Consider the following 20,629-nt stretch of genomic DNA (forward strand, 5'->3'; position numbering starts at 1 on the left):
GGAACAACAGTAGTAACGTGGACATATGAAGATGCACAAGGAAATACGAGTACCCAAACGCAGAATGTAGTAATTGAAAGTGTACCAACGGCAGATGCAGGAAGCAACGGAAGCTTAACGATCTGTGAAGGAACGACAGTAACAGAGGCAGAGTTATTAGCCGCATTAGGCGGAACACCAGATAACACAGGAAGTTGGTCACCAGTTTTAGCAGGAGCAGGAACCTATACTTATACAGTAGCAGCAACAAGTCCATGTACAACAGATGCTAGCTCGGAAGTTGTAGTAAAAGAAGAGGCTGTTCCTTCAATACCTTCTATATCAGTTGAAAGAGCTACGTGTGCAACACCAGGTAGGGCTATGATTACTAATTACGATTCAAGTTTAACTTATGTTTTCAATGATTCAACATTAGAGGTTGATGAAAACGGTGTAATTAACGGTTATAATTTTGGAGTTACTTACACAGTAAGTGTGAGTGGTAGTTGTGGTAGAGGATCCTCTGAAGATTTTGTAGTGAATGGTAGATTATCAGGAGAAGATTGTGTTGATACAGATAACGATGGTATACCAGATGCTATGGATGTGGATGATGATAATGATGGTATACCAGATGTAGAAGAAGGAGATGGTTTAGTAGATACTGATGAAGACGGAATTCCAGATTCATTAGATTTAGATTCTGATAACGATGGTATTAATGATGTTATAGAAGGAGGAAATGGAAACTTAGATACCAATGGAGATGGAGTTATAGATTCTAATGATACAGGATATACAGACGCTAATGGAGATGGACAAGCTGATGATTCGGTTGATGAAGATGAAGAACCAGATACAGATGGAGATGGGGTTCCTGATTATCAAGATTTGGATAGTGATGATGATGGAATTAATGATGTTGTAGAAGGAGGAAATTCTGATGAAGATGGAGATGGTCAAGTAGACAATCCTTCTGAAGATACAGATGGAGACGGTATAGCTGATAGTGTAGATGGATTTGATGGTCATGGAGATGCTAATTCTCCAGATAATGATACAGACCCAACAGACCCTAATAGTGGAGGAAATGGTGTAGTTAATGATAGTGGAGTAGACTCTGATGGAGATGGTATTGCTGATAGTGTAGATGGATTAGATGGCTTTGGAGATGCTATTAATGAAGACACTTGTGTGAAAGTTAATAATCTTATGAGTCCGAACGGAGATTCTGCAAACAGTTATTTACATATTGATTGTATTGAGAATTTCCCAAGTAATACTTTAGAAATTTTTAATAGATGGGGTAACACAATATATAGAGCTAAAGGATATAACAATAGTAGTGTTGTGTTTAGAGGAATTTCTGAAGGAAGAGCAAATATAAATGTAGGTGATAAATTGCCAGTTGGAACATACTTCTATATTTTAGACCTTGGAAATGGAAGTAAAGTTAAAAAGGGATGGGTTTATATTAATAGATAATATAGATATTTTAGAATAAAAAGACTGATGAATAAAAGTTTTAATCAAATGAAATTATATTTAAGTTTAATCTTAATATGTGTAATGAGTATCTGTATAACGACAGATATTCAAGCACAACAAGATCCTCAGTATACACAGTACATGTATAATACAATGAATGTGAATCCAGCTTATGCAGGATCTAGAGGACATACAGTAATTACTGCATTGGGTAGAATGCAATGGGTAGGTTTTGAAGGAGCTCCTAATACTCAAAACTTATCTTATGATACGCCTTTAGGATATTCTGGATTAGGGTTAGGAGTTAATTTAATGAATGATCAAGTAGGTCCTTCTAGTGAAATATATTTAGATGCTAATGTTTCTTATAATATTCAAACTGGAGAAGAAGGAAATTTAGCTTTTGGTTTACGTTTAGGAGGAAGATTATTAAACATAGATTGGTCAAAAGGAACCTATAAAGATGATGAAGTGGTATTTCAAGATAATATCAATAAGTTTTTACCAACAGTAGGAGCAGGTATTTATTATCATCAACCACAGTGGTATGTTGGATTATCTGTACCAAATATTTTAAGAATGGAGCATTATGATGCAGACACTCCAGGTGAAGTAGCTGTAGAAAGAATGCACTTTTTCTTAATAGCAGGGTATGTTTTTGATATAAATGAAGACTTAAAGTTTAAACCGGCAGCTTTATTAAAAGGTGTTTCAGGAGCCCCTTTGTCACTAGATATTTCAGCAAATTTATTATTTAATGAAAAGTTTAGAGTTGGAGCTTCTTGGAGATGGGATGACTCTGTAAGTGCTCTTTTAGGTTTTCAAGCAACAGACTCTTTGCTTATAGGGTATTCATATGATTTAACAACATCAAACTATAATGTAACAAATTCGGGAACACACGAAATTATGTTACAGTATGAAATATTTAAAGATATTAGATATAGATCCCCAAGATTCTTCTAAAAAGAAAAAAATGAATTTTAAAAAAATACTAACATTAACAGTACTGTTAATGTTGGCTGTAAATGGTTTTGGTCAAAGTAGAAAAGTAGCGGATCGTTATTTTGAAGAGTTTTCTTATGTTCAATCAGCTAAACTATATAAAGATTTAGTATTAATTAAAGGAGATAGTTCTCAACATGTATTAAGTAGGTTGGCAGAATCTTACTATAACAATTCAGATACTGAAAAAGCAGAAGTTTGGTATCAAAAACTTATTTCTAATTTTAACGAAAAGGTTGAAGAAAAACATTTATTTAAGTACGCTCAAGCTTTGAGGAGTAATGGAAAATATAAAAAATCAGATTCTATATTTTTAAAATTAACACAATCTCAAAAAAGTGGCTTAGATGAAGAACTTAAAAAAGATAGTTATTTATCAGACTATACCAGTCAAGAAAAAAGAATAGGAGTAAGAAATTTAGCAATAAATACACCGTATTCAGATTTTGGAGGTTTTTTATTGAATGGAAAATCGTATTTCACATCTTCTGTTCCTAATGATTCAAAAAGACAAAAAATATACAAGTGGAATAATCAGCCATTTTTAAATATTTACAAGGGAGAAGAAGATGTGCAAACATTAGAAGGAAGTAAACAAGATACTATTTTAGTTTTAGGAAACGTTCAAAAGTTAGGAGAACCAATAGCTTCTGAACTTCATGAATCTACACCTGTATTTACAAAAGATGGAAAAACCATTTATTTTACAAGAAATAACTCAGAAGGAAAAAGAGCTAGAAGAAGTAAAAAAAACACATCAAATTTAAAGATATATAAGGCCAGTTATGTAAATGGATATTGGGTAAATGTTAAAGAGTTACCATTTAATAATGATGAATATTCTACAGGTCACCCAGCTTTAAGTCCAGACGAAAAAACATTATATTTTGTCTCTAATATGCCTGGAGGATATGGACAATCTGATATTTACAAGGTAGAAATAAAAGGAAAAGATGAGTATGGAGAACCTATAAATTTAGGTGATACTGTAAATACATCAGAGAAAGAAGTTTTCCCTTATGTAGGAAGTGATGACATACTCTATTTTTCATCTAATGGACATTTAGGTTTGGGGCTTCTTGATATTTTTCAAGCAAAAATTAAAGAAGATGGTACATTATCATCACCAGAAAACTTGGGATATCCATTTAATAGTAAGAAAGATGATTTTTCTTTTTTTATAAGTAAGAATGGTAAAAGAGGTTTCTTCTCATCAAATAGAGAAAAAGGAAAAGGAGATGATGACATTTATAGCTTCTTTATTTATACAGACCCACCTGTTTGTACACAAATTGTTAGAGGAGTAATAAAGAACAATAAAACAAATACTCCAGTAGAAGCAGCTGTAATAAAATTAATTAATAAAGAAAAAGAAATTATAGCAGAAACAATTTCTGATGGTTTAGGTAATTATACTTTTAAAGATGTACCATGTAATAGTACTTATACAATTATAGCATCTAAATTAGATCATCGATCAGGTAAAAGTTCTGTGTTAACTAATGGTAAAAGAAACAATGAAATTACAGCTAACTTAAAATTAACACCATTAATAATAGGAAATCAAATAGTAATAAAACCTATTTATTTTGATTATGACAAGTCTATTATTAGAGAAGATGCAGAATATGAGTTAGAAAATATTGTAACAGTAATGACAAACCATCCTGAATTAGTGATAAAAATAGAATCACATACGGATAGTCGTGGTCATAGAGATTATAATAGAATGTTATCAGATAAAAGAGCAAAATCTACTAGAGATTATATTTTGTCAAGAGGTATTGTTAGTAACAGAATTGAAAGTGCTATAGGGTATGGAGAAGATAAACCATTAAATGACTGTGTAGACGGAATAAGATGTTCTGAAGAAGAGTATCAATTAAACAGACGTTCATATTTCTATATAGTAAAAGGAAGCGAATCTATAGAGGTAAGACAAGAGCAAGAAAAAAAAAGAATAAGAAAAAAAATAGCCACTAAAAGAAGCAATTTTTTAGAGTTTTTAAGTAAGAGTTTAAAAAAAAGAGGAAGAAACTCAAGACCAGAGAACAATAAGTGTTTTAAAGGAAAAGAAGATAATTGTGATAGGATAACTAAAGAAGTTAAAGTGAATTATAAAAATTAAGACTCCCCCACAAATAACCGTAATGTTATTAAGATAAAAAACTCCTTTTTTAAAAGGAGTTTTTTTATTTACGTTAGTATAATATTATGTGAAAAATTAAGTTATAAGGTTACATTAACTTATTATCATTATTATTAATTATGAAAAAACTATTTATTCCTTTAGCGTTATTGGCTTTAACAATGACGTCTTGTGTTTCAAAAAAGAAGTATGTTGAGTTAGAACAGAAGTACAACGATACAAGAGGAAATTTACAGAAAACAACTCTAGAAAAGGAGCAACTTGAGGCTAAGTTTGCTAAAATTGAAAAGAGAGTTGATGACTATAATGAAAAAATTAACTCATTAAAAAGTGTAAATGAATCACTCCATGAAGAAAATAACGTTAAGTTAGACATGGTTGGTAAATCAGCAGTAATCTCTAATTCTGTAAAAGAAAAAATGAGAGAAACGCTTAAAAATGTTGATCCAGCAGAGTTAGCTAACGCTAAAACGTTAAAAGACTCTATGAATGTAGCTATTGCTCACAACTTAAAAAAGTCAATAAACACTTCAGAATTAGAGAACGATGAAGATGTAAACATTGATATTGATCAAACTGTTGTAATGATTTCTGTTTCAGATAAAATGTTATTCAATACAGCAAGTTATAGAGTTAAAAAGAATGCATACAAGTTAATTAAGAAATTAGCTGACGTGATTAACTCTGAGCCAAGTATGGATGTTATGATTGAAGGGCATACAGATTCAAGACCAATTCATAATGCTGTTGTAGAAGACAACTGGGATTTAAGTGTAAAAAGAGCAACATCTATTGTTAGACTTTTAGAGAAAAAATATGATGTAGATGCTAGTAGATTAATTGCATCAGGTAGAGGTAGTTCAGTACCGCTAGTAGAAAATAGTTCAGCAGCTAATAGAGCTAGAAATAGAAGAACTAGAATAGTAATTTTACCTAATTTAGATAAGTTTTTTGGTTTATTAGCTGAAAAAGAAGAAATCAAACCTTAATCATTTTAAAACAACAAAAAACCAGCATTATGCTGGTTTTTTGCTTAATAGCTATAACTGTTAACAGTGACTTTGTAGCAGTTTAAGTGTCTTAAGTATATATTATATTAACCTATTAATTAAATTATGAAAAAACTATTGATTTTAACATTCGGAATTCTTTTTATGATTTCTTGTACGGACAAAAAGAAAGAACAAGAAGAAAAACAGAAAATTGAAGCAGCCATCAAAAAAATAGATTCTATAGAAAATGAAGTAAAGGCTGGCATAGATAAATTAAATGAAGCGACTAAAAAATTAGAAGAACAGTTGCAAGAAATAGATAGTATATAAACTAATAAACTTAATCATTATGAAAAATATAAAACTAATAGTATCAATCGTAATGCTTTTTGCCTTTATAGGAACTCAGCATACGTTTGCTCAAGGAAAAGGTAAGGGGAAAGAAAAAAGTGTAGAAGAGGTAAAGCAAAAAGGAAAGGATAAAGCAAAAGAAGTAAAAGAAGATCTTGAGCAAGAAGTAGAAGAAGTAAAAGAAAAAGGGAAAGACAAAGCTCAAGAAATGAAGGAGAAAAAAGAGCTGAAAGAAAAAAAAGATAAAAAGCAAAGAAAAGATTCAAAGGCAGATAAGGAGAATAAAGGGAAAGGTAATGCCTATGGTCTAGATAAGAATGGAATGAGTGGAAGAGAGTTTGGTGAAATGAGATCAAACGAGGCTAAAGAAAAGATTGAAGAGCAAGAAAAAAATATTCTTGAAAGCGAAGGTGTTTTAAACAGAGGAAGAGAAAAGGTAAAAAAAGCTCAAGAGAAAATAAAAGAAGCTAAAGAGAGTAAAGAAATTTCTGAAGAAGAAGCTAAAGAGAAGGAAGAAATAGTTCGTAAGGCAAATGAAAGACTTAGTGAATTAGACAAAAAGATTCAAGAGCAAAAAGATAAAATAAAAAAAGATAAAGAAGCTTTAAAGAAAATATTATTTCCTGAAGAGAAGAAATAATAACTTTAAATAAATAAAAGAAAAAGAGGAGGTAATAATTTACTCCTCTTTTTTTATTTTAAAGGGACAAATGTTGTGTACCAATAAGTTTAATAATTACTGTATTAGGATTATTTAGAGAAGAGAGAGTGTTCAGTGTTCTTATAAAAATAAAAAGCTTCTAATTTTTTAATTAGAAGCTTTTTTATATAAACACTTTTAAGAGTTATTATTATTCGTGAAGCTTAAAGTTAACAGGAATGTAATACTCAACATTAGCTGTTTTGCCATTATGTTCCGCTGGAACAAATTTAGGTAGTTTAGAAACCATTCTTTTAGCTTCTTCCTCTAGTAATTGACCATTTTGAGGACCTTTCATTTTAATATTAGTTACTTTTCCTTTTTTGTCAATAATAAAACGTACCCAAACTCTACCTTCAATGTTTTGTTCAGCAGCTGCGGCTGGGTAGTTAAAGTTTCTTTGAATATGGCTAACCATTCTTTCGTTGAAACATTTTAATTTTTGCATATCAGGAACCTTTGTACAAGCTTTAAATTGAGGAATACTTTGTACCTCTACAAACTTCACAAAATCAGTAATAGTTTTTTCTTTTACTACATTAGAGCTTTTCTTAGCAACAACTTTGCTTGTTGTAGATTTAGAAGATCTATTATTAGTTGCTCCAGGTGCTCTAAACGTAATAGGAACTCCGTATTTTACCTTTACAGTTCTTCCATTGTGTTTACCTGGTATAAACTTAGGAAGATCGTTAATAATTCTACTAGCTTCTTTTTCTAAAGATTCACCACCTTTTGGTCCACGCATTAAAATATCTTCAACATTTCCTTGCTCGTTTATAGTAAATTGAACTAAAACTCTTCCTTGTATACCAGCGTCAATAGCTTCTTGTGGATAGTTGAAGTTCTTAATAATATGTTTAGTCATGTTAGTTTCAAAACACTTTGCCTGCTTAATTAATGGAACATTGTTACATTTACTAAACAAAGGAATTTCTTCAACTAAATTAAAAGGAACTTTTTCAATAGTAGCTGAATTATCTTCTAACTCAAGTTTACCAATTAATAAAGACTTCTTTTTAATGTCAGCTACCTTTTGAGAAGAATTAATACCTCCAATAGCAGAAACGGCTTCTTTATTCTTACGAACAACGCGTCTTCTGGTAGAGACTTCAATAGATAGTTGTTTTTTTGCACCATTTTCGGTGTCTTCAATTGCACATTTAGTGATACTGTTCGGATCGGCGATTTGTTCATCTGGAGTAGTACATACTTCCTGTCCTACAGCCGCTAAAGAAAGTAGCATAGCAGCTACTACTAAGGGGAGTTTTTTAATCATTGTGCTCTAATTTTAAGTGTTTGGTAGAGTTAATTAAACGTTAACTGATGCCGTAAATATAGGTAAAAAATAGAAAATAACAAATTTATTCTCTTATTCAGATTGCTACAGAGAAATTTATGAAAAATATATAGATAAATTTAACTATTTCGGAACCCTAAAAATTATAGGTAAAGCATATTTTACATTAACAAAATTACCTCTATGACTACCAGGAATAAAGTTTGGAAGAGAAGCTATTAACCTATGAGCTTCTTTCATTAATAAATCACTGTTTTCAGGCCCTTTTTTCTTTATATCAACAACATTTCCTTTTTTATCGATAGTAAACTGTACTAAAACTTTACCTTCAATTTTTTTTCGTAGAGCTTCCTTTGGGTAATCAAAATTTCTGACAATATGTGTTATCATTTCTTTTTCAAAACATTTTGATTGTTGTAAAATGGGAGTTTTTTTACACTCTTTAAATAAAGGAATTTGTTCCACTAAATGAAAAGGAATTTTTTCTAGAGAGGTTAAAATGTCTTCTTGTATGTTTAGTTTTTCAACGAGTGAATTCTTACTTTTTATATTCTCAACTTTATTAGATTTTGCTGAAATAACATTAGCTTTTCTAAGTTTTCGATGCCTTTTTCTTGTAGAGATTTCTTTAACTTTTTCAGTCTCTAGAGCTACTCTTACATCATCTATAGAACATTTAGTAATGCTAATAGTATTAATGTCTTGAATACTTTCATTAGGAGTTTCACATTTTTCTTGAGAGTAAGAAAATGATATTGACAATAAAAAAAAGGTTAAGATATGTTTCATTTGTGTGTGTTAAAGAGGAATATAAAGGAGCACGAAAATAAAATTATCTGAAATTAAGGATAAACATTTTATATTAATTTAAGATTAAGTTTATAGGAAAAGAATATGTTACATTAACAGGTATTCCTTTTTCTTTGCCTGATTCTAACTGAGGTAACTTATTGATAATCCGATTAATTTCATTGGTGATAACTTTACTAGGTTTAGAACTAACTACTTGAATGTTTTTAGGGTTACCATATACATCTATAGTAAATTGAATTAAAACTCTACCATGTATACCTTCTTCAGAAAACACTTCAGGATAATAGCTTTTAGAAAAATGTTTTTGCATGCTATCCTTAAAGCATTTTTTTGCTTTTTCGTTTGAGCTATTTTTACACTTAGGAAATAAAGGAACCTGTTCAACCACAGAAAACAACACTTCTTTGGTTTGAGACTTCAAAGAGTTTCTTATAGATATGTCATTATTAGTTGTAACAATAGAAACTTTAGAAGGAGCATTTAAGCTTGATTGATTTTTCTGTGGTGCTTTTCTTACTTTTTTTATTCTATTTCTAGCAGTTAATGTTTTTGTAGTTCTTTCTCTTGGATTTTGTTTCTTGTCAACAATCTCACATTTATCTACACTTATAATATTTAAATCAATAGCATTGTCTTCAGGAATAGTACAAACTTCTTGAGCTTTTAAAGTAACAGTTGTTAAGAGAAGTAACGTAAAAAAAAGTAAAGTTGTTTTCATAGGATTTAAGAGCTTGTTTGGTGTTGTAAAGGTCACGCTTTATTGCTCTTTTGTCCTTAAGTAATTATGATAAATCTATTAAGTAATATGTTCTTTAATGTTATGAACATTAATTAAACATTAAGTAGGGTTTGAACAAAAATAAAGCCTTCATAATTATTATGAAGGCTTTATCAATACTGAAATATTTTATGTACTATTATTTTACATTCATTAACTCAACATCAAAGATTAAAGTTGCGTCTGGAGGAATTACACCGCCAGCACCTTGTGCACCATATGCTAAGTCAGAAGGAATAACCAAACGAGCTTTGTCTCCAACTTTTAATAATTGAATACCTTCATCCCAACCAGGAATTACTTGACCAACTCCAATTGCAAAATCGATAGGTTGCTTGCGTTTGTATGAAGAATCAAACACCGTTCCGTCTAATAATTGACCCTTGTAATGTACAGAAACCGTAGCTCCTTTAGTAGCTTGTTTTCCATCTCCGTTTTGTAAAACCTTATAACGTAATCCGCTTGCAGTTTCATCGTATCCAGCAGCTACTTGATCTAATAATTCTTTTTGTTTAGCTTTTGCTTCAGCTTCACGTTTTTCACGAGCTCCTTCAAAAGATCTAAAAGCTTCTACTGCATTAAAAGATTCAGCGGTATCACCAACACGAATAATTTCTACATCCATAGTGTCGTCTTGTGCAATAGCATCAACAACATCTTGACCTTCAATAACACTACCAAAAACAGTGTGTTTTCCGTCTAACCAAGGAGTAGCAACATGTGTAATAAAAAACTGAGAACCATTAGTTCCAGGTCCTGCATTTGCCATTGATAATTTACCAGGAGCATCGTGCTTTAATTCAGGGTGAATTTCATCATCAAATTTATAACCAGGATTTCCTGTTCCAGTTCCTTGAGGACATCCACCTTGAACCATAAAATCAGCAATTACACGGTGGAACTTTAATCCGTTGTAATAAGGAGTTCCTTGTGGTTTTGCTGAGTTTTCTAAATTTCCTTCTGCTAAAGCAACAAAGTTACCTACAGTTCCAGGAGTTTTTTCGTATTCTAAGTTTACTAAAATATCACCTTTTGGAGTGGTGAACTTTGCATAAATTCCGTTATCCATTTTTCTCTTGTTTATTTATATTGTGCGATTCCAATATCTAAAATATTATTAGGTAAAAGAATCTTTTTATTAAAATAGCTAAATCATTGTTTTTCTTAGCAATGACAAAGTTAGTTTTTTACTGATAAAGTTGAAAGGTTAAAGCTTAAACCTATGTTAATATTATTTGAATTTACATTGCCGAAGGGTGAATAATATCGACCCCCTGAAGCAATTATAGAAACTTGATTCGTTACATCATAACTTAAACCAAGTGTAGGACGAATAATAATTCCTTCGTCGGTATCAACACCTGCACCACCGCCAGCACCAGCCATAACTTCTATAAAACCACGTATTTTCTTATTTAAGAAACGAGGACTATACATACCTCCACCAACTAATCCGTGAGCATACCCCCCAGAACGACCATCATAGGCAAAACTAGCTTCTCCTGCTATATACAGCCATTTGTTTAAGTCGTAGTTAACTTTAAGACCAATTAACTGTAAGTCTATTTCAGTAGCGTTGTAAACATCATCTGTTTTAGCAACATCAAAATAGCTTTGATTTTGAATTTCTAAACGTAAACCTTGTGTACTATAAGTACTATTTTCTTCGGAAGACGTTCCGCCATTTAATCCGAAGTATTTTAAACCAAATCCGAAAGTATAGGCCTCTAAATCGCCAGCAATAGCACGATAATATCCGCCATGACCACTTATAGCGATGTTTTTAAATAGTTTTAAATCTATTCCAGCAGAAGGATACATCATCAGTCCACCTTCAGGAGCCACACGACCACCAGCAGCACCAACACCTAATTTCCCGAAAATATTAATGTATTTTGATTGGTATGGGTGATACCCAGCGCCAACAAATAAATCCATAAAACCAGCACGTAACCCTCTATAAATAGCATCGGTATGTGCAAATAAGAAGGTGTTTTCGTTTAAATATTTCTGATACTCAAAACCAATAACATATAGCATTTCATTTAAGTCATCACCATTATCTTTTTTTGAATTACCGATAGGTTTAAAGAAATCAAAACGAATTTGTTGTGCATTTTTAACTGTTGGTTTACTCCAAAAACTATCAGGAGACAAGTTATCTGCTACAAAATTTTGATGTGCTTTATCATAATCGGTAAAACGTAAAATACTCGGTATTTCTACAAAGAAAGAAACTGAGTTACTTTTAATCTCTCCTGATAAAAAGTTAAGATGACTGTATTGTATTCCGAAGGAATAATCATTCTTTTTATATTGTAATCCTACATTTGGATTGATAAAACCACCATCATTTACTAAGTAACGATATCCACCACCGCCACCAAAGTGGAAGTTAGCATCTACATATAAATTTTTATACAACTGTTTATTCACTCCTAATTCAGCACCTAACGTAAATAACCCTCCTTGGTCACCTGTTACAGCAAAATGAAATCCTGCGCCGCCATATAACCAATCATTAATTGGAACTTGATAGTGTACACCCGCTAATCCCATGGTTGATTTTAGGTTTGGAAATTTATCCGAAGGCATTTCAACAGGGATAAAATTCAAACGAACTTTATTGTGTAACTCTTTTCCTTGTAAACTCGATAAATTCTCTTGACCGTAAGTTGATAGAAAAGAGAATAGAGAGAATAGAAAAAAGATAACGTCATTACAAGTGAAACGAAGTAATCTTTCTTTTATAGTTAGAGATTGCTTCACTCTGTTCGCAATGACGTTATAATTTTTATTTTCCATAATCGGGTAAATGCTTAATGCCAATTATTGGCTTAAAATTCACTAGTGAAATGTAATTTTACTGTTGGATATTTACTTTGAGTCATTTGAATAGTAAACTGAGAGTCGGCTAAAAATACTAGTTGACCTTGTTTGTCTTTCGCTAAATAACGTTGTTTTACACGCTTAAATTCTTTGAATTCTTCATTTTTAGGGTCTTCTGGTTCAACCCAACAAGCTTTGTGTACAGCAATATTTTCATACGAACATTTAGCTCCGTACTCATGCTCTAAACGATATTGAATTACTTCGTATTGAAGTGCTCCCACGGTTCCTACAATTCTACGCCCGTTCATTTCCATCGTAAATAACTGCGCAACTCCCTCATCCATTAATTGATCTAAACCTTTATATAGTTGTTTAGCCTTCATTGGGTCGGCATTGTTTACATAACGGAAATGCTCTGGAGAGAAACTAGGAATTCCTTTGAAGCTTAATTGTTCACCTTCAGTTAAGGTGTCTCCAATTTTAAAGCTTCCTGTATCGTGTAATCCTACAATATCACCAGGGAAAGATTCATCTACAATTTCTTTCTTTTCAGCAAAGAAGGCATTCGGACTAGAGAATTTTACTTTTTTACCGTTACGAACGTGTAGGTAAGGGGTGTTTCTTTTAAAAGTACCTGATACAATTTTAACAAAAGCTAAACGATCACGGTGCTTAGGGTCCATATTTGCATGAATTTTAAACACAAAACCTGTAAGTTTTTCTTCTTTAGAATCTACTAAACGTTCTTCTGCTTGCTTTGGTTGTGGATTAGGAGCAATATCTATAAAGCAATCTAGTAATTCTTTTACTCCAAAATTATTTAAGGCAGAACCAAATAAAACAGGTTGGAGTGAACCGCTTAGGTATTCATTTTGATCAAAATTTGGATATACCTCATTTACCAACTCTAATTCTTCACGAAGAATGTTTGCAGCATCTTCACCAACAATTTTGTCTAATTCAGGGTTATCAATGTCATCAAATTCTACCCCTTCAGAAATAGTTTGTTTATTATCTCCAGAAAAGATATTTAACTTCTTTCCCCAAATGTTATAGATTCCTTTAAAATCGTATCCCATACCAATAGGGAAACTTAAAGGAGTTACTCTTAAACCTAGTTTTTGCTCAACTTCATCTAATAAATCAAAAGCATCTTTACCCTCACGGTCTAACTTGTTAATGAAAACAATCATCGGGATTTTTCGCATGCGACAAACCTCTACTAACTTTTCGGTTTGTTCCTCAACTCCTTTTGCAACATCAATAACCACAATAACACTATCTACAGCAGTTAAAGTTCTAAAAGTATCTTCAGCAAAATCCTTGTGACCAGGTGTATCAAGAATGTTTATTTTCTTGTCTTTATAAATGAAAGCTAATACAGAAGTAGCAACAGAGATACCACGTTGGCGTTCAATTTCCATAAAATCGGAAGTCGCTCCTTTTTTAATCTTATTATTTTTAACCGCACCTGCTTCTTGAATTGCCCCACCAAAAAGTAATAACTTTTCAGTTAAGGTAGTTTTACCAGCATCAGGGTGTGATATAATTCCGAATGTACGTCTCTTCTGTATTTCTTCTAAAAAACTCATCTATAAATTTTAAGGTTGCAAAGATACATTTTAAAGCGAACTGTTCAAAAGGTTTTAATTGTTGAACTGGTCTCAATTTCGTAAGTTTGCTTTTCGTAAATTTTCTAGATGAAAGAGCAAGTAATTTTAGTTGATCAGCAAGACAATCCGATAGGGTTAATGGAAAAAATTGAAGCACATGAAAAGGCTTTGTTGCATAGAGCATTTTCAGTATTTGTTTTTAACGATAAAAATGAATTAATGCTACAACAACGTGCTGCAGAGAAGTACCATTCACCTTTATTATGGACGAATACTTGTTGTTCACACCAAAGAGATGGAGAGTCTAATATTGAAGCTGGAAAACGTAGATTACAGGAAGAAATGGGATTTTCTTGTGAGCTAGAAGAAGTGTTTTCTTTCATTTATAAAGCACCGTTTGATAATGGTTTAACGGAACATGAATATGATCATGTAATGATTGGTAGATTTAACGACGAACCTATTGTAAACCCTGAAGAAGTAGCTTCATATAAATGGATGCCTTTAGTAGAGGTGAAAAATGATATAGAAAATCACCCTGAAGAGTATACAGCTTGGTTTAAAATAATTTTTAAAGAATCTTACGATAAAATATCTAAGTATATTTAATATGCCTAAAGTAACAGTTCATAGAAAAGCACATTTTAATGCTGCACACAGGTTATTTAATCCTAAATGGTCTGATGAAAAAAATTATGAGGTTTTTGGTAAGTGTAGCAATCCTAATTATCATGGTCATAATTATGAGTTAATTATTTCATTAACTGGCGAAATAGACCAAGAAACAGGGTATGTATATGATTTAGGAAAGTTGAAAGATTTAATTAAGTTGAAAGTAGAAGACGTTTTAGATCATAAAAACTTAAATATTGAAGTAGAAGAATTTAAAAATGTTAACCCTACGGTAGAAAATATATCTGTGGTAATTTATAACAAATTACGTGTAAGTATTCCTGAAAAATTAGACTTAGAAGTTACATTATACGAAACTCCGAGAAACTACGTAACTTATAGAGGTGCATAATCTATGATAAAACAATTACTACGATTTACTCCAATTTTAAAACAAAAAATTTGGGGAGGAAAAAAACTAAACCATCTACTTCATAAAAATTCAGACGGATCTAATATTGGTGAGAGCTGGGAAATTTCTGACGTTGATGGAGATGAATCAATTGTTAGTAATGGTGATTTTGAAGGAAGAACATTAAGAAGTCTTTTAAAAGAGTATAAGCACGACTTAGTAGGTGATTATGTGTATAAAACTTTCGGTAAGCAGTTTCCGCTGTTAATAAAGTTCATAGATGCTAAAGAAGTACTAAGCATTCAGGTACACCCTGATGATGATTTAGCAGGACTTCAAGAGTCTTATGGAAAGACCGAAATGTGGTATGTGATGCAAGCTGATGAAGAGGCTAGTATTATAATAGGATTCAAAGAAAATTCAAGTAAAGAAGAGTATATACAGTACCTTGATAATAAAAAGCTTTTAAGTATTTTAAATGTTGATAAGGTAGCTAAAGGAGATGTATATTTTGTGCCACCAGGCAGGGTGCATGCTATTGGAGCAGGCTTATTAATTGCCGAAATTCAACAAACATCAGATTTAACTTATCGAATTTACGATTGGGATAGAAAAGATATTGATGGTAATTACCGAGAATTGCATACAGAAAAAGCTTTAAAAGCAATAGATTTTTCAGCCAAGAGTACTTATAAAACAGCTTATGTGAAACAAGAAAATGTAGCGAATCAAGTAGTTACATGCCCTTATTTTACAACGAATATACTTCCTGTAAAAGGAAAGAAAGAAATTGATTTATCTGAAAAAGATAGCTTTATAATTTATATGTGTGTAGAAGGAGAAGTAACATTTTCTTACGAGAATCAACAAGAAATTGTAAGAAAAGGAGAAACTATTTTGGTGCCAGCATGTATTGATAAAGTGAAAGTTTTATCAGAAAACTCTTCAGAATTATTAGAAACGTATATAAAATAAGCTTAAGAGAAGAATCTCCTAAGCTTATAACAAATCAAATTAACTTAACGATTGTTCAATTGATTGTAAAATCAATTTTTAGGAATAATTAAGATGCTTTTTTAATAGTATAGCCAAAAGTAGCTGTACAAATAATATTTTGTTTCTTTTCTTCTTTTTTAGATACTGTTATATTGAAAATAATTTCAGTATCACTCAATTTTTTAATGTTGTTTTTGATAACAAGTTTATCATTAAGGTAGGCATTGTCTAACAGGTCAAATTCGATACTGTTAAAACTAAAATTAGAAGAATCTGGATAAAAGCCTAAAGAAGTGTTTGCACTAGATTCAATTTTATCGTATAAAACTGAAGTTTTTAGCACTTTGTTTTTGCTAACCTGTTTTTTGTTAACTATGAATTGATTAGGCTGACCGTTTGATGTGATGTTTAGTGTTTTCATGATAATTTTAAGGATTAAGTATTAGTAATTCAGGATCTCTGTAAAATGGATTTTGTACTGAGTACATTACAGTTGAGGCTACGTGTTTTCTAATTGAATTTCGATACTTAAAAGTGTTCATAATGTTTAAAATTTAAAATATTAGTAAATAAAAAAAGGTGCTTTTTTAAAAAAGCACCTTGGTTAAGTTTATATTAAAATTGATTATTTAAAATCGATGTTTAATTCTGTTTCTTTGGGTGCTTTTAGTTACATGTACATACTGTTTATGCATGCGGGCTGTACACATAATCGAATTGATTGTGTTAAAAATAAACGTATATGTGCCTAAAAGCGTTTTCATAAGAACCCAAAAGTAGTAAAAGTTTTTAATAATTGAACAAAATCAAAAATTAATTAATGTTAAAATTTTGTCAATGTGAGTTTTATCAGTTTTTATGATAGCAGTTTAAATACGTATCTTTGATACGTAAACACTTATCATTATTTATGAAGATAATAGCAATGATTCCTGCACGTTATAGTGCATCGCGTTTTCCAGGGAAATTAATGAAAGATTTAGGAGGAAAACCTGTAATTGTAAGAACTTATGAGGCTGCAGTAAAAGCCAACTTGTTTGATCAAGTATACGTGGTAACCGATTCCGAAGTAATTTATAACTCTATAGAAAAAGTAGGAGGTAAGGTGTTAATGAGCCATAAAGAACACGAATGTGGCTCAGATAGAATTGCAGAAGCTGTTGAAAATATAGATGTAGATATTGTGGTAAATGTACAAGGAGACGAACCTTTTATTGATACCGTTTCGTTATCTAAATTAATTAGCATTTTTAAATCTGATACTCAAAAAGAAATTGATTTAGCGTCGTTAAAAGTAAAAATGACGAATGAAGAAGATATTCAAGACCCTAATAATGTAAAGGTAATTACCGATACAAATGATTTTGCAATCTATTTTTCAAGAAGTGTAATTCCCTATCATCGAGATAAAGAGGTAGTTGTAAACTACTATAAACATAAAGGAGTTTATGCCTTTAGAAAAGAAGCATTGATCGATTTTTATCATACACCTATGACACCAATGGAGGCTGCTGAAAAAATTGAATGTATTCGATACTTAGAAGTAGGAAAAAAAATAAAAATGATAGAAACTTCAGTAGAAAGTATTGGTATTGATACTCCTGAAGACTTAGAAAAAGCTATAAAATTATTAGAAAATGAATAATATTAAAATAATATCCTTTGATGCAGACGATACACTTTGGGTAAACGAAACTTACTTTCGTGATGCTGAAGATGATTTTGCTAGATTGCTATCTGATTACGAAACAGAAAATAAAATTCATCAAGAATTATTTAAGAAGGAAATAGAAAACCTTAAAATTTACGGTTATGGTGTAAAAGGTTTTATGTTGTCTATGGTTGAATGTGCTCTAGAAATTTCTAACTATAAAATCAGTCCTAAAAAAATGGAAGCAATTCTTGAGATAGGAAAAGAGATGTTAGAAAAACCAATAGAGTTATTAGATGGAGTAGAAGAGGTTTTGCAAGAACTGCAAGAAAAATATAAACTAATTGTAGCTACTAAAGGAGATTTGTTGGATCAAGAGCGTAAGTTGGCTAAATCAGGTATCTTAAAATATTTTCACCACACGGAAGTGATGAGTGAGAAAAAAAAAGCCGATTATAAAAAACTAGTAAAACGGTTAGAAATTAATCCTTCAGAATTTTTAATGATAGGAAACTCATTAAAATCAGATGTATTACCGTTAATTGAAATAGGGGCTACCGCAATTCATGTTCCATTTCATACAACATGGGCACACGAAGAAGTAAAAGAAGAACAAAAATCGGATGCTTATAAAACAGTATCTAGTATTACAGATGTATTAAAGTTTTTATAGATGAGATATCTAGATATTGAAAACTGGAATAGAAAAGAACTTTTTAAACACTTTAGAGCTTTAGCAGATCCAACTTTTGGTTTAGTTGCAGATGTAGATGTATCTAAGACTTATCAATCAGCAAAAGAGAAGGGGCAATCCTTTTTTGTAAGGTATTTACATGCTTGTATGAAGGCTATAAATGCTGTTGAAAACTTTAAATTTAGAATTGAAGGAGATAAAGTAGCAATTTATGATGTAATTAATGCATCAACAACTGTTGCTAGAACAGATACAACATTTGGTTTTTCTTATTTTGATTATTCAGAAGATTTTGAAGTTTTTAATCAAAATTATATAGAAGAAAAAGAGAGAATACAAAATTCAACTAGTTTATTACCAGCAAGGTATTCATTAGGCTGTATACACTCTTCAGCGATTCCTTGGGTAAGTTTTACAGGGCATAAAGAACCTTTTTCAGGAAATAAAAATGATAGTGTTCCGCAGTTAGCTTTTGGTAAGTTAAAAGAAGAAAAGGGGAAAATATTAATGCCTGTGGCGGTAAATGTAAACCATGCTTTGGTAGATGGATACCATGTAGGACAGTTTTTTGAGAAATTTCAAGCTGAATTGGATAAAATCGATTAATTTTGCACTAAATATTTATAATTATGGCAAGCATAAAAAATTTAAAAAAAGATATTAACTATACATTAGGAGACATTATTAGTATTTGTCAAATAGCTACAGAATTAAATCCTGAAGGAGATAAAGCTAAAGCAAATGCTATTGTAGACGAAGTAATTGTAACTTTTGATGATTTAATTGCAAAAGTAAATGCAAAAAATGTAGAGAATAAAAAAGCTCATTATAAAGCTTTAAATGCTGAGTTAGAGACTAAAGCTAACGCTTTAATAGAAAAAGTAAATAGTTTATAGATACTATAAATTATATGTTTATAAAGCGAGACTCATTTGAGTCTCGCTTTTTTTTTTGATAAATTTTAACATTCACTTTGGAATAAAATTTTGTAAATTACGTTCAGTATTTAATAACAGATAACCCCAATAAATATGGCAAGAGCTATGTATGAGTACACGAAAACTGTACTTCAAAAGGTTAGTTTTAACGCTGATTTATTTTGTAAAGAGCTTGAGAAAGCTTTAAGTAGATTACTACCTTATGAAATAGACGAACTAACTATTTGGCTAAAACAATTTACAGCTAATAAACCAGATTTATATGTTTGCTTAGCCTTAGTCGATAAGTAAAAAAAAGGAAGCTTTTAAAGCTTCCTTTTTTTTATTTTTGATGTTCTCTTTTTTTACCTTTTAGCTTTTTTATAAGCTTTCGGTGAAACTCGTGTTCAGCAACTTCTAAGGTGAGAATTTTTTTATCTGATAAAAAAGTTGAGAGCTTATCATAAAAATTAGTTTTAGCTTCGTATTGTTCTTTTGAAACTGATTTAATTTTATTGACAATTTCTTTTGATTCTTTGTCAGTTAAACTATCAATTCCTCCGCAGCTAAGTATTTTTTTCTTTATGCTGTATCGTTCCGCTTTGTGAAGCTCAATCATTTTTTTATCGTATATATTGTATAATGGCCAAAACTTATCAGCTTCTTCTTCAGTTAGGTCTAGTTTTTCAGAAAGAAAAGCTACTTTAAAGGCTTTAATTTTTTCATAGTTCCCTTTTTTACTCTGTGATTGAACAGAAAAAAGAGATGCAAAAGCTACAAATAATATAAGTAAATGTTTCTTCATCATTGTTGTATTTCGTTTATAAGTGTTGGCGTGTCAACAGAGCTTAAGTAATCTTCTAGTGTTTCATCACTAATAGAAGCAAATATATCTTCTTCCAGTTCTGAAGTGTTTAAGGTCATTGCAAGCTCACTATTGTCAATATCACCATATCCATTTTCATACCAAGACTCTATATCAGTAATAGTTATATCTTCAAAAGTAATTTTTTGAGTATTAAAATAATTAATACCAATAAAAAGTAAAACAGAAGCTGCTGCAGCTACAGGAACATACTGTAAAATTCTTTTACGTAATGAAATTACTTTTGAATCTTTAGTTTGCTCTATTGCTAATTCTGATTGAATTCGAGTTTCAATTGTATCAAAATAACAGTGAGGAGTATTGAATGGTTTATTTTTTGGTAAACTATCTATAAATACAGAAGTGTTAATAGTCTCTTCAACTTTTTCAAAATAATTTTGAGGAGTTGAAAAACCATTATCCTTACCAACTTGTTGGTTTATATAATCTATAGTATGTTTTATTTTTTTATCCATTACTTTAGT

General features: G+C 30.9%; 23 protein-coding genes. 14 read left to right on the top strand and 9 right to left on the bottom strand.

Translation table 11 applies throughout. The features are described from left to right. From ACQYZ7_RS07265 to ACQYZ7_RS07290, 6 genes are all read left to right on the top strand, one after another. Nucleotides 1–1,464 (top strand): gliding motility-associated C-terminal domain-containing protein (locus ACQYZ7_RS07265; protein ID WP_430729105.1); only part of this gene is annotated, 1,464 nt, incomplete at its 5' end. Nucleotides 1,465–1,512: 48 nt separating this feature from the next. Next, on the top strand, nucleotides 1,513–2,433 hold the full coding sequence (locus ACQYZ7_RS07270) for a PorP/SprF family type IX secretion system membrane protein (protein ID WP_430729106.1): 921 nt from the start codon (nucleotides 1,513–1,515) through the stop codon (nucleotides 2,431–2,433). Nucleotides 2,434–2,443: 10 nt separating this feature from the next. Then, a complete protein-coding gene (locus tag ACQYZ7_RS07275; RefSeq protein WP_430729107.1) occupies nucleotides 2,444–4,600 on the top strand; it encodes an OmpA family protein in 2,157 nt (718 codons plus the stop codon). A 140-nt stretch (nucleotides 4,601–4,740) separates the two neighbouring features. Further along, nucleotides 4,741–5,610, top strand: a complete 870-nt coding sequence (locus ACQYZ7_RS07280; protein WP_430729108.1) for an OmpA family protein — start codon at nucleotides 4,741–4,743, stop codon at nucleotides 5,608–5,610. 126 nt (nucleotides 5,611–5,736) lie between these two features. After that, nucleotides 5,737–5,943, top strand: coding sequence for a hypothetical protein (locus ACQYZ7_RS07285; RefSeq protein ID WP_124591056.1), 207 nt, complete (start codon nucleotides 5,737–5,739; stop codon nucleotides 5,941–5,943). A gap of 19 nt (nucleotides 5,944–5,962) precedes the next feature. Beyond that, complete coding sequence (locus tag ACQYZ7_RS07290) at nucleotides 5,963–6,604, top strand: hypothetical protein (RefSeq protein ID WP_430729109.1); 642 nt, start codon at nucleotides 5,963–5,965, stop codon at nucleotides 6,602–6,604. Between the two features lie 211 nt (nucleotides 6,605–6,815). On the opposite strand, the gene ACQYZ7_RS07295 is transcribed toward ACQYZ7_RS07290, so the two are convergent. From ACQYZ7_RS07295 to ACQYZ7_RS07320, 6 genes are all read right to left on the bottom strand, one after another. Beyond that, nucleotides 6,816–7,940 carry an energy transducer TonB gene (locus ACQYZ7_RS07295; RefSeq protein WP_430729110.1) on the bottom strand — a complete coding sequence of 375 codons (1,125 nt, stop codon included), beginning with the start codon at nucleotides 7,938–7,940 and terminating at the stop codon, nucleotides 6,816–6,818. Nucleotides 7,941–8,084: 144 nt separating this feature from the next. Continuing rightward, entirely contained in the window at nucleotides 8,085–8,750 is a 666-nt protein-coding gene (locus ACQYZ7_RS07300; RefSeq protein WP_430729111.1) for an energy transducer TonB, read from the bottom strand. Between the two features lie 73 nt (nucleotides 8,751–8,823). Continuing rightward, on the bottom strand, nucleotides 8,824–9,492 hold the full coding sequence (locus ACQYZ7_RS07305) for a TonB family protein (RefSeq protein WP_430729112.1): 669 nt from the start codon (nucleotides 9,490–9,492) through the stop codon (nucleotides 8,824–8,826). Nucleotides 9,493–9,691: 199 nt separating this feature from the next. Further along, nucleotides 9,692–10,621: a peptidylprolyl isomerase gene (locus ACQYZ7_RS07310; protein WP_430729113.1), complete on the bottom strand. Its 930-nt coding sequence runs from the start codon at nucleotides 10,619–10,621 to the stop codon at nucleotides 9,692–9,694. A gap of 110 nt (nucleotides 10,622–10,731) precedes the next feature. Then, nucleotides 10,732–12,321 carry a hypothetical protein gene (locus ACQYZ7_RS07315; protein ID WP_430729114.1) on the bottom strand — a complete coding sequence of 530 codons (1,590 nt, stop codon included), beginning with the start codon at nucleotides 12,319–12,321 and terminating at the stop codon, nucleotides 10,732–10,734. A 68-nt stretch (nucleotides 12,322–12,389) separates the two neighbouring features. Further along, complete coding sequence (locus ACQYZ7_RS07320) at nucleotides 12,390–13,976, bottom strand: peptide chain release factor 3 (protein WP_430729115.1); 1,587 nt, start codon at nucleotides 13,974–13,976, stop codon at nucleotides 12,390–12,392. A 108-nt stretch (nucleotides 13,977–14,084) separates the two neighbouring features. Between ACQYZ7_RS07320 and idi the strand changes: the two genes are divergently transcribed. From idi to ACQYZ7_RS07335, 3 genes are read left to right on the top strand one after another with little or no spacing between them, the layout of a single operon-like run. Further along, a complete protein-coding gene (gene idi / locus ACQYZ7_RS07325) occupies nucleotides 14,085–14,606 on the top strand; it encodes an isopentenyl-diphosphate Delta-isomerase (protein WP_430729116.1) in 522 nt (173 codons plus the stop codon). A gap of 1 nt (nucleotide 14,607) precedes the next feature. Further along, on the top strand, nucleotides 14,608–15,021 hold the full coding sequence (locus ACQYZ7_RS07330) for a 6-pyruvoyl trahydropterin synthase family protein (RefSeq protein WP_430729117.1): 414 nt from the start codon (nucleotides 14,608–14,610) through the stop codon (nucleotides 15,019–15,021). Nucleotides 15,022–15,024: 3 nt separating this feature from the next. Then, nucleotides 15,025–15,996, top strand: coding sequence for a type I phosphomannose isomerase catalytic subunit (locus ACQYZ7_RS07335; RefSeq protein WP_430729118.1), 972 nt, complete (start codon nucleotides 15,025–15,027; stop codon nucleotides 15,994–15,996). A gap of 88 nt (nucleotides 15,997–16,084) precedes the next feature. Here the strand turns inward: ACQYZ7_RS07335 and ACQYZ7_RS07340 are convergent, their stop codons facing one another. Then, nucleotides 16,085–16,438 (bottom strand): hypothetical protein, encoded by a 354-nt coding sequence (locus tag ACQYZ7_RS07340; RefSeq protein ID WP_430729119.1) that lies wholly within the window; start codon nucleotides 16,436–16,438, stop codon nucleotides 16,085–16,087. A gap of 489 nt (nucleotides 16,439–16,927) precedes the next feature. Between ACQYZ7_RS07340 and kdsB the strand changes: the two genes are divergently transcribed. The 5 genes from kdsB to ACQYZ7_RS07365 all read left to right on the top strand — a co-directional run bounded on the left by kdsB (nucleotide 16,928) and on the right by ACQYZ7_RS07365 (nucleotide 19,591). Continuing rightward, nucleotides 16,928–17,662 carry a 3-deoxy-manno-octulosonate cytidylyltransferase gene (gene kdsB, locus ACQYZ7_RS07345; protein WP_430729120.1) on the top strand — a complete coding sequence of 245 codons (735 nt, stop codon included), beginning with the start codon at nucleotides 16,928–16,930 and terminating at the stop codon, nucleotides 17,660–17,662. Further along, nucleotides 17,655–18,341, top strand: coding sequence for an HAD family hydrolase (locus ACQYZ7_RS07350; protein ID WP_430729121.1), 687 nt, complete (start codon nucleotides 17,655–17,657; stop codon nucleotides 18,339–18,341). Before kdsB ends, ACQYZ7_RS07350 begins: the two co-directional genes overlap by 8 nt. Further along, nucleotides 18,342–18,968 (top strand): CatA-like O-acetyltransferase, encoded by a 627-nt coding sequence (locus tag ACQYZ7_RS07355; RefSeq protein ID WP_430729122.1) that lies wholly within the window; start codon nucleotides 18,342–18,344, stop codon nucleotides 18,966–18,968. A gap of 23 nt (nucleotides 18,969–18,991) precedes the next feature. Continuing rightward, nucleotides 18,992–19,258, top strand: a complete 267-nt coding sequence (locus tag ACQYZ7_RS07360) for a hypothetical protein (RefSeq protein ID WP_430729123.1) — start codon at nucleotides 18,992–18,994, stop codon at nucleotides 19,256–19,258. 135 nt (nucleotides 19,259–19,393) lie between these two features. Beyond that, the gene (locus ACQYZ7_RS07365; protein ID WP_115900718.1) at nucleotides 19,394–19,591 is read left to right on the top strand and encodes a hypothetical protein; all 198 of its coding nucleotides are present in this window, start codon (nucleotides 19,394–19,396) and stop codon (nucleotides 19,589–19,591) included. 31 nt (nucleotides 19,592–19,622) lie between these two features. On the opposite strand, the gene ACQYZ7_RS07370 is transcribed toward ACQYZ7_RS07365, so the two are convergent. Next, nucleotides 19,623–20,084, bottom strand: a complete 462-nt coding sequence (locus ACQYZ7_RS07370) for a sensor of ECF-type sigma factor (protein WP_430729124.1) — start codon at nucleotides 20,082–20,084, stop codon at nucleotides 19,623–19,625. Further along, nucleotides 20,084–20,620: a hypothetical protein gene (locus ACQYZ7_RS07375; protein ID WP_430729125.1), complete on the bottom strand. Its 537-nt coding sequence runs from the start codon at nucleotides 20,618–20,620 to the stop codon at nucleotides 20,084–20,086. The genes ACQYZ7_RS07370 and ACQYZ7_RS07375 overlap by 1 nt, the downstream gene beginning before the upstream one ends. Nucleotides 20,621–20,629 lie beyond the last annotated feature (9 nt).

The organism is Tenacibaculum sp. SDUM215027 (assembly GCF_050566205.1).
Taxonomy (GTDB): domain Bacteria; phylum Bacteroidota; class Bacteroidia; order Flavobacteriales; family Flavobacteriaceae; genus Polaribacter.